This is a genomic window from Vibrio sp. M260118, assembly GCF_036533755.1.
Classification (GTDB): domain Bacteria; phylum Pseudomonadota; class Gammaproteobacteria; order Enterobacterales; family Vibrionaceae; genus Vibrio.
This window is the reverse complement of sequence record NZ_JATABG010000149.1, coordinates 1-8132: the sequence shown is the minus strand read 5'-3', so window position 1 is coordinate 8132 and position 8132 is coordinate 1. Positions and strand designations below refer to the sequence as shown.

8 protein-coding genes are annotated in these 8132 nt (G+C 46.2%); 2 read left to right on the top strand and 6 right to left on the bottom strand.

What is annotated here, in order from left to right; all coding sequences use genetic code 11:
- From QTO00_RS10630 to QTO00_RS10620, 3 genes are all read right to left on the bottom strand, one after another.
- Positions 1-961, bottom strand: a 961-nt coding sequence (locus tag QTO00_RS10630; protein ID WP_331424760.1) for a site-specific integrase, incomplete at its 3' end; no start/stop codon positions are given.
- Between the two features lie 87 nt (positions 962-1048).
- Positions 1049-2401 (bottom strand): glutathione-disulfide reductase, encoded by a 1353-nt coding sequence (gene gorA, locus QTO00_RS10625; protein ID WP_331424759.1) that lies wholly within the window; start codon positions 2399-2401, stop codon positions 1049-1051.
- A gap of 201 nt (positions 2402-2602) precedes the next feature.
- Positions 2603-3442, bottom strand: coding sequence for a 23S rRNA (adenine(2030)-N(6))-methyltransferase RlmJ (locus tag QTO00_RS10620; protein WP_331424757.1), 840 nt, complete (start codon positions 3440-3442; stop codon positions 2603-2605).
- 217 nt (positions 3443-3659) lie between these two features.
- Here QTO00_RS10620 and prlC point away from each other — a divergent pair, with 217 nt between their 5' ends.
- Entirely contained in the window at positions 3660-5702 is a 2043-nt protein-coding gene (prlC, locus tag QTO00_RS10615; protein WP_331424756.1) for an oligopeptidase A, read from the top strand.
- A gap of 96 nt (positions 5703-5798) precedes the next feature.
- A complete protein-coding gene (locus QTO00_RS10610) occupies positions 5799-6011 on the top strand; it encodes a hypothetical protein (RefSeq protein ID WP_331424755.1) in 213 nt (70 codons plus the stop codon).
- On the opposite strand, the gene QTO00_RS10605 is transcribed toward QTO00_RS10610, so the two are convergent.
- From QTO00_RS10605 to bufB, 3 genes are read right to left on the bottom strand one after another with little or no spacing between them, the layout of a single operon-like run.
- Positions 6008-6460: a DoxX family protein gene (locus tag QTO00_RS10605; protein ID WP_038209977.1), complete on the bottom strand. Its 453-nt coding sequence runs from the start codon at positions 6458-6460 to the stop codon at positions 6008-6010. The genes QTO00_RS10610 and QTO00_RS10605 overlap by 4 nt on opposite strands.
- A gap of 4 nt (positions 6461-6464) precedes the next feature.
- The gene (locus QTO00_RS10600; RefSeq protein WP_331424753.1) at positions 6465-7241 is read right to left on the bottom strand and encodes an HvfC/BufC N-terminal domain-containing protein; all 777 of its coding nucleotides are present in this window, start codon (positions 7239-7241) and stop codon (positions 6465-6467) included.
- On the bottom strand, positions 7238-8095 hold the full coding sequence (gene bufB / locus QTO00_RS10595) for an MNIO family bufferin maturase (protein ID WP_331424761.1): 858 nt from the start codon (positions 8093-8095) through the stop codon (positions 7238-7240). Before bufB ends, QTO00_RS10600 begins: the two co-directional genes overlap by 4 nt.
- Positions 8096-8132 lie beyond the last annotated feature (37 nt).

The following is an 8132-nucleotide window of genomic DNA, read 5'->3' as shown; positions in this document are numbered from 1 at the left end:
CTTGGATACGATGTTTTAAGCGCCGAAAGTGCTGCTGGATGTTGTTACTGCAAAGAGGGTTACCTAAATTGTTGAGAAGGAGTGTTTTGTATTCTTTTTCAGACTTTTGGCTGCGTCTTAGTCGACGTTCACTAACTGAGTAATCATACATTTTACGCATTAATTGGTTGGGTATTTCTACTTTACGAGTTCTATTGAATTTTGTGTGTACGCCGTTGTGAACACCGATTTCAACTTCGTATCTATGAATATGTTGTCTAGGCATTTCAACAACCGACAACGGAAATGTACAAGCCTCTTCAACGCGCAACCCCGACTGAACTTGAAGAAGTTGATGAATCATGAATTCTTCAGAGCTTTCTAAAAGGCAATCCGCGAAGAAAACTAACTCTTGTCTAGAGAGTGGGTTAAGTTTTTGTTGTTCATTTCTTGTTGGCTTTCTGATCCTGAGATCAGTTGAGCGTATTGCAAACTTAGGTTTGTTATGACTCATCATTCCTGAGTTAGCAATATGGACTATTTGGTAGTTAAAGGGTTTATTCTCTTCAGTGAACGTTATGAATCTCTCATGAGCAGCCCATTCATAAAACTTGATGACATGAAGAATATACATAGACGCTGTAGAAAAGGCGATCTCACCACACCTCGCTGCTTTTAATAGGTCATCATTTCGAAAGCGGTAGGTAGGTTTTAGGTAGTCGTTTACTGGGAAATTGTCCCAAGAGTAATTATTCGTTTCTAAGAATTGCCAATATCTTTTAAGAGCACGAACACTTGCTGTTATGTCGGCTGCTTTTCGAATGTTAACCAAATAATTGAACCAGAGATTAACCGGAAGCAGATATTCGTTGTCTTTAGAGTAGAACGTAGGAAACCCACTCAGATGAATGGAGGTTGATTTATATGACGTTGGGTATATTCGGGGAACATCAAAACTTTTCGAGTTTACAACGGTAACCATACTAGCCTCCATATGTACTAGATATACAGAGGCTAGTAGGTTTTCCAGACTTTACAAATCTACAGGGTGGATTTTCCAGACCATGATCTACATGGTAACGAACTCCTCAGAGCCCGTGGGGTGAATCGCCACAACAGAGTCGAAGTCAGCTTTGGTTGCGCCCATCTTCATTGCGACGCCAAAGCCTTGAATCATTTCATCAACCGTGAATCCGATGCCGTGTAGGCCAACTACCGTCTCTTCTTCACCTGCACATACTAGCTTCATCTTACATGGCTGACGGTGCTTAGTAACGGCGGTGTACATTGCGGTAAAGCCTGACGTGTATACTTTCACGTTGTCTTTGCCGTACTTCGCTTCCGCTTCTTGAGTTGTTAAGCCGATAGTGCCAATTGGCGGGTGGCTGAATACAACGGTAGGGACTAGATCGTAGTCCATTTTCGCGTTGGGTTTGTTGTTAAACAGACGCTCAGATAATTGACGACCCGCTTTAACTGCAACAGGCGTTAGCTCGATACCGCCTTCCATGATATCACCGACGCAGTAGATGCCTTTGACGTTGGTCTCTTGGTATTCGTCTACCTTGATGTAACCTCGTTCATTGGTTTCAATACCGGTAGAAGCAAGGTTGATAGCGTCTGTCGCTGGGTGACGACCAATCGCCCAAATCAGTTGGTCAACGTTTTGGGTGTTACCGTTCTCTAGGTGCAGAGTTAGGCTGCCGTCAGCTTCTTTGACGATCTCTTTTGGAATCGAATGAGTGTGCAGCTTAGGACCTTCTGCGTCCATTACCTCAACGAGTGTTTCAATGATCATAGGGTCAAAGCTACGTAGTGGTGACTCTTTACGCACAAACAGGTGTGTTTCTGTGCCAAGGGCATTTAGTACACCTGCAATCTCGACGGCGATGTAACCTGCGCCAATCACGGCAACGCGCTTTGGTTGTTCTGCAAGCTCAAAGAAGCCGTTAGAGTCGATGCCATATTCAGCGCCTGGGATGTTTGGAATGGTTGGGCGTCCACCAACGGCAATCGTGATGTGATCCGCTGTGTAGTGCTCACCATTCACTTCCACGGTCTTCGCATCGACGAATTTAGCGAAGCCTTTGATTACGTGAACCTTGTTGTTGCCCAGTACGCGGTCATAAGATTGGTGAATACGGCCAATGTATGCCTGACGGCTCTCAACCAATTTGCTCCAATCAAAGCCTTTCACGTCAATGTCAAAGCCGTAATCTTCAGCGTATAGGTTCATTGCATCTGCAATCTGAGCGCCGTGCCACATCACTTTTTTAGGTACACAGCCAACGTTAACACAGGTGCCGCCAAGGTCTTGAGCTTCAATTAGGGCTACTTTCGCGCCGTACATCGCTGCACGGTTTGCTGATGCGATGCCGCCTGAGCCGCCGCCAATACAGATGTAATCAAAATGAGTCGCCATTACTTTCTCCGAGCTTTTTGAATTATTGATTGCTATGCCAATGACATTGGGGCGAGGGGTCTGAAACTCAATCGCAGTACATAGCTGTCCTTATCTCTTATCATAAATCGACCGCCATTGATTTCCCAATGGGAAAAAGTGCGTGTTGTTATGACATTTAGCGATGAAGCAGAGCCTTTGGCTCTGCCGTTTAGAAATCGATTATTCCGGTACAATCCATTCTATTTTGAAGTGACCGGTTGCCGGTGCAATTGCTTCCTTCAAAAATGGTAAAATTGCATTCATCTGGCTCTCTAGTTTCCATGGTGGGTTGATAACAATCATGCCTGATGCTGTCATACCACGCTCGTTGGTGTCGGGGGCCACACCCAGCTCTATTTGCAGAATCTTACGAATACCGAGCCCTTCTAAGCCTTCGATCATATCTTCAATGTCGTGACGGTTAACGACCGGATACCAGATCGCGTAAATACCCGTTGCCCAGCGCTTGTAGCTTTGGAAGATAGCTTGAACGACGTCGCGGTACTCTTTTGCCAACTCATAAGGAGGGTCGATCAAGACTAAGCCACGACGCTCTTTTGGTGGCAAACTGGCTTTAAGGCGTTTGAAACCATCCTCTTTGTAGATGCTTACTTGGCGGTCGCGATGGAACTCTTGCTCTAGTAGCGGGTAATCTGCGGGGTGTAGTTCGGTCAGAACCATACGATCTTGTGGGCGTAAGTGAGCACGTGCTACGCGTGGAGAGCCCGGGTAGTAACGCAGTGCGTCGCCATTGTTGAGTGTCTTGATCGACTCTAAGTAACTTTGAATCTCTTCGGGAATGTCGTTTTGTTGCCACACGCGAGCAATACCTTGCTTATACTCACTGGTCTTTTCTGACCACTCGTGGGTTAAATCATAACGACCAACACCTGAGTGGGTATCGTGATAAACAAATGGCTTATCTTTCTGCTTTAATGCGTTGAGAATAAGACTTTGAACGATATGTTTAATCACGTCTGCGTGGTTGCCAGCGTGAAAACTGTGGCGGTAACTTAACAAAATGACTCTCTCGAAATGGCCACTAAACCATATTGAAGTTGGGACAAACAATCAGCCGATTATATACCCAGTGGCTTTATGATGCTCGCATTTAGATACAACTTAGCACCTCGCTTCTATTGAAAAATGACGACGCGACCTATATTTAATCTATAAGACGTTGAATATACTTAAGAGACGAACCAGTCAGTTCGCTTGCCAACAAAAGGAATGATTTATGTCTAATCCACTTCTTAGCTTTGCCGATTTGCCGCCATTTTCTCAGATCAAACCGGAACATGTTAAGCCAGCGGTTGAACAAGCGATCGCTGATTGCCGCACCAAGATAGACAAAGTATTAGAGGGCAATACTCAACCAACATGGGACAACGTGGTTGCGCCAATTGAAGAAGTGGATGATCACCTTAGCCGCATTTGGTCACCAGTGAGCCATATGAACTCCGTGCTGAACAGCGATGAACTGCGCGAGGCGTACGAAAGTTGTCTACCGTTATTGTCAGAATATGGCACTTGGGTCGGCCAGCACAAAGGTCTGTTTGAAGCTTACAAGGCGATCAAGGCAAGTGATGAGTTTGCCGCTTTGTCACAGGCGCAAAAGAAAACCATTACAGATTCACTGCGTGATTTCGAACTGTCGGGCATTGGTTTACCCGCGGATCAACAGAACCGTTATGGTGAGATCAGTAAGCGTATGTCTGAGCTTGGCTCTAAGTTTTCTAATAACGTGCTTGATGCCACCATGGGGTGGACCAAGCACGTTGCAGATGAAAAACAGTTGGCGGGTATGCCTGAATCGGCATTGGCAGCAGCCAAAGCGGCCGCAGAAGCCAAAGAGCTTGATGGTTACCTACTGACACTCGATATCCCGTCTTACCTGCCGGTTATGACTTACTGTGATAACCAAGAGCTACGTAAAGAACTGTATGAAGCGTACGTGACTCGTGCATCAGATCGTGGTCCTAAAGCGGGCGAGTGGGATAACACAGAGATCATCAACGAGCAGTTGAAACTGCGTTATGAAATCGCTCGTATGCTCGGCTTTAACACTTTTAGCGAGAAGTCTCTAGCAACCAAAATGGCAGAGAATCCGTCGCAAGTATTAGGTTTCTTGAATGACTTAGCCAGTAAAGCAAAACCGCAAGGTGAGCGCGAAGTGGAGGAACTGCGTCAATTCGCTAAAGCAGAGTTTGGGGTTGAAGAGCTTAACTTGTGGGATATCGCTTACTACAGCGAAAAGCAGAAACAGCACCTGTTCCAAATCTCCGATGAAGAACTACGTCCTTACTTCCCAGAAGCGAAAGCGGTGAGTGGTCTGTTTAAAGTGCTCAACCGTGTATTTGGTATGGTGGTTAAAGAGCGTGAAGGTGTTGATACTTGGCATGAATCTGTGCGCTTCTTCGATATTTTTGACTCTGACAACAACCTCCGTGGCAGTTTCTATCTAGATCTGTATGCCCGTGAGCACAAACGTGGCGGCGCTTGGATGGATGAATGTCGCGTGCGTCGTATTAATGCTAATGGTGAACTGCAAACCCCTGTGGCGTACTTAACCTGTAACTTCAACCGTCCTGTTGGTGATAAGCCTGCACTGTTTACTCATGATGAAGTGGTCACTCTATTCCACGAGTTTGGTCATGGTATCCACCATATGTTGACTCAGGTTGAAACTGGTGCGGTATCGGGTATCAATGGTGTGCCATGGGATGCGGTTGAACTACCTAGTCAGTTCTTAGAGAACTGGTGTTGGGAAGAGCAGGCGCTGGCATTTATTTCTGGTCATTTTGAAACAGGCGAGCCGCTACCAAAAGAGATGCTTGATAAGATGCTTGCGGCGAAGAACTTCCAGTCGGCGATGTTTATTCTTCGTCAGCTAGAGTTCGGCCTGTTTGACTTTACTCTGCATACCGAGTTCGATCCAGAGGTTGGCCCACGTGTGCTAGAAACGCTCGCTGAAGTGAAATCAAAAGTCGCGGTGCTACCAAGCTTAGAATGGAACCGCTTCTCACATAGCTTCAGCCATATTTTTGCTGGTGGTTACAGCGCAGGCTACTACAGCTATCTATGGGCGGAAGTGCTTTCATCTGATGCGTTCTCACGTTTTGAAGAAGAAGGTATTTTCAATACAGAAACGGGTCAGAGCTTCCTAAACAACATTCTTGAAATGGGCGGAAGTGAAGAACCCATGGAGCTGTTCAAGCGCTTCCGTGGACGTGAACCGCAAATTGATGCTTTGCTGCGTCATGCAGGGATTGCTGCCTAACTCTTAAGTTAGATTTTCACAAAATAAAAAACCGTTCCCTGATGCAGTGGAACGGTTTTTTGTTACTATTTCCTCTCCTATTGTTATGGAGGTTGTATGTTTTCTAAGAAGTTTCTACTCGGTGCGGGATTGGTTATAGCTGTTGCGGGGTGTGCAGAGCTTAAAGAGGCGGGTACATCAATTGGTCATGCAACGCGTGATACAACCAAAGCCATCGGCCACGCAACTCGTGACACAACCAAGGCAATTGGTCATGCATCACGAGATGCGGTGAACTCTGTTAAAGAAGACTTAAGCAGCGAAGACTAGCCTAGTTTGCTGCGAAGTCGCTTGTCGGCTGAGAGATTACCGGGTCCCCATAGCACTACGATTAGGATCATTAAGCCCCATAGTTGATGGTCATAGAAGCCTTTTTCCCACAGCAGTGGGTAAGAGACGACAGCGATGATGTTGAATACAAACAGCAGCGCTGCCATTGGGCGAGTGAGCAGCCCCAAGGCAAGGAACACGGGTAGCACGAGCTCAGCCGCTGTACCTAAATAGGCAGCCAGTTCCCAAGATAGGATTGGCACTTGATACTCGTATTCGAATAGGAATAGGGTGCTATCCCATGAGGCTATCTTGGTTAGTCCTGAGTTAAAGAAAACCCAAGCAACCCAAAGTCGGCAAAAGAGTAGTAGCAGAGGTACAATCCCGATCTGCAGCTTTTCAACCCAGTTGTCATAGCTCTCGAGCATACTCTTTATGGCACTAGACATATTGTTATCCTTCTAATGTAGCGAGAGAGAAACCAGCCAGCAGGTCGTGCTGAGTCAGGATTTCGAGATGTGTGAGTAACTCTGGTGGAATTTCAGTCAACATGCATCCTGACTGCAAAAAGCTGAGCAGTTGATAAGGATCGGTATCCAAAGCCAATGTCCAAACCTCACTTTCCAATGAGCTGGCAATGAGGCCCTGTTGCGCTTGTTCTAAATTCAAACCTTCGAAGTTGTTGCTGTTGATCGCTTGTTGGAGTGAGAACAGTGCATAAGGTGATTGAAAAGCCATTACACCGGGTTTTAGGTGTAGTTGTATTTGTGGTTGCTGTGCCACTGGAACTTGAGCGAGATGAGCTAGCGGTAGAAGAGCGTCAGCAAGGCTGATTTGGTTACTCTGTTGCTGAGCAAGATCGATATGCCACTCATAACGGGCGACTTCTAAGCTATATGGCGCAGCCTCTATGACGGCAGGAAACCGTTCAATAGTGGTGTCGAAATGCTCGCCATAGTGGCTAACATCACCCGCTTCCAATGGGTAGTCGAGAACATGTTGACGAGCGATTTGCTCAAAACACTCTTCTCCCCATAACGCATTTAGCATCGGGTAGGTGGCTTGCAGCACGTCGCTTAAACTGATGATGAAGTTGTTACGGTAGATCTGCATACGTTCATCGGCACTGAAGTTATCATTGCTGATATTGCACTCTTCTCCTGTCGCTTGGTAATGCAGTGCTTGGGCGAAGGTATGTTGTAGATCGGCAAGAGAAGGGGAAGCACTCATGATGCTCTCCTCTTATTGGCTTGCCACTGATTTAGGTGGTGGCTAGCCTTGGATGCTTCGGCTAGTAACACTTCCGGTTGGGGAATATCCAGATCCCACTCGATTAAGGTGTGCCTCTCTCCGTATTGCTCTAACCAGTACTGAAACAGCCTCCATACTTCATCACTGACGGGACGACTGTGAGTATCAATCCATACTTCGCCCTTATCGAGTTGTTTTACCGTAAAACCTGCCAAGTGAATCTCATCAACGGCATCAGCAGGAATTGAGTTTAGATAGTGGTGGCTATCGAAACCGTGGTTAAACGCTGAGACATGGATATTGTTCAAATCTAATAACAGGCGGCAGTCGGTGCGCTTTTGCACTCCAGTTAGAAAGTCCCATTCACTTATCGTAGAGTGCTTGAACTTTACATAGCTCGAAGGGTTTTCAATCAGCATTGGGCGCTGCAGTGCATCTTGTACTTCAAGTACATTGCGGCAAAACACATTCAGTGCTTCTTCGGTGTATGGCAGTGGTAGGAGATCGTTGAAGTAGTGTCCACCATTTTCGCTCCAACTTAAGTGGTCTGAAACTAAAAAAGGTTTCAGTTCGCTGATCAGATTTTGTAGCTGTTTAAGATGATCTGGGTTTACACGTTCAACACTACCCAAAGATAGGCCGATACCATGGCAGCTGATTTGATAGTCATTGGCGAGTTTACGTAGTGTTTGACGCGATGCAGAATAGGGCTGGAAGTAGTTCTCACTATGCACTTCGAGCCACGAAAGTGATGGTTTATGTTGGCTAAAGTAATCAAGGTGTGGTGAGCGTAATCCTACCCCGACTTTACTATGAAAATGAGCTGCATTCACTGGGCAATCCTTGAAGATATGAACGGTAGAGTTAGGA

Coding starts and splice junctions, on each gene's coding strand:
- QTO00_RS10605 (WP_038209977.1), bottom strand. CDS start 6,460: ATGTCTAGTGCCATAAAGAGTATGCTCGAGAGCTATGACAACTGGGTT.
- QTO00_RS10600 (WP_331424753.1), bottom strand. CDS start 7,241: ATGAGTGCTTCCCCTTCTCTTGCCGATCTACAACATACCTTCGCCCAA.
- gorA (WP_331424759.1), bottom strand. CDS start 2,401: ATGGCGACTCATTTTGATTACATCTGTATTGGCGGCGGCTCAGGCGGC.
- QTO00_RS10610 (WP_331424755.1), top strand. CDS start 5,799: ATGTTTTCTAAGAAGTTTCTACTCGGTGCGGGATTGGTTATAGCTGTT.
- prlC (WP_331424756.1), top strand. CDS start 3,660: ATGTCTAATCCACTTCTTAGCTTTGCCGATTTGCCGCCATTTTCTCAG.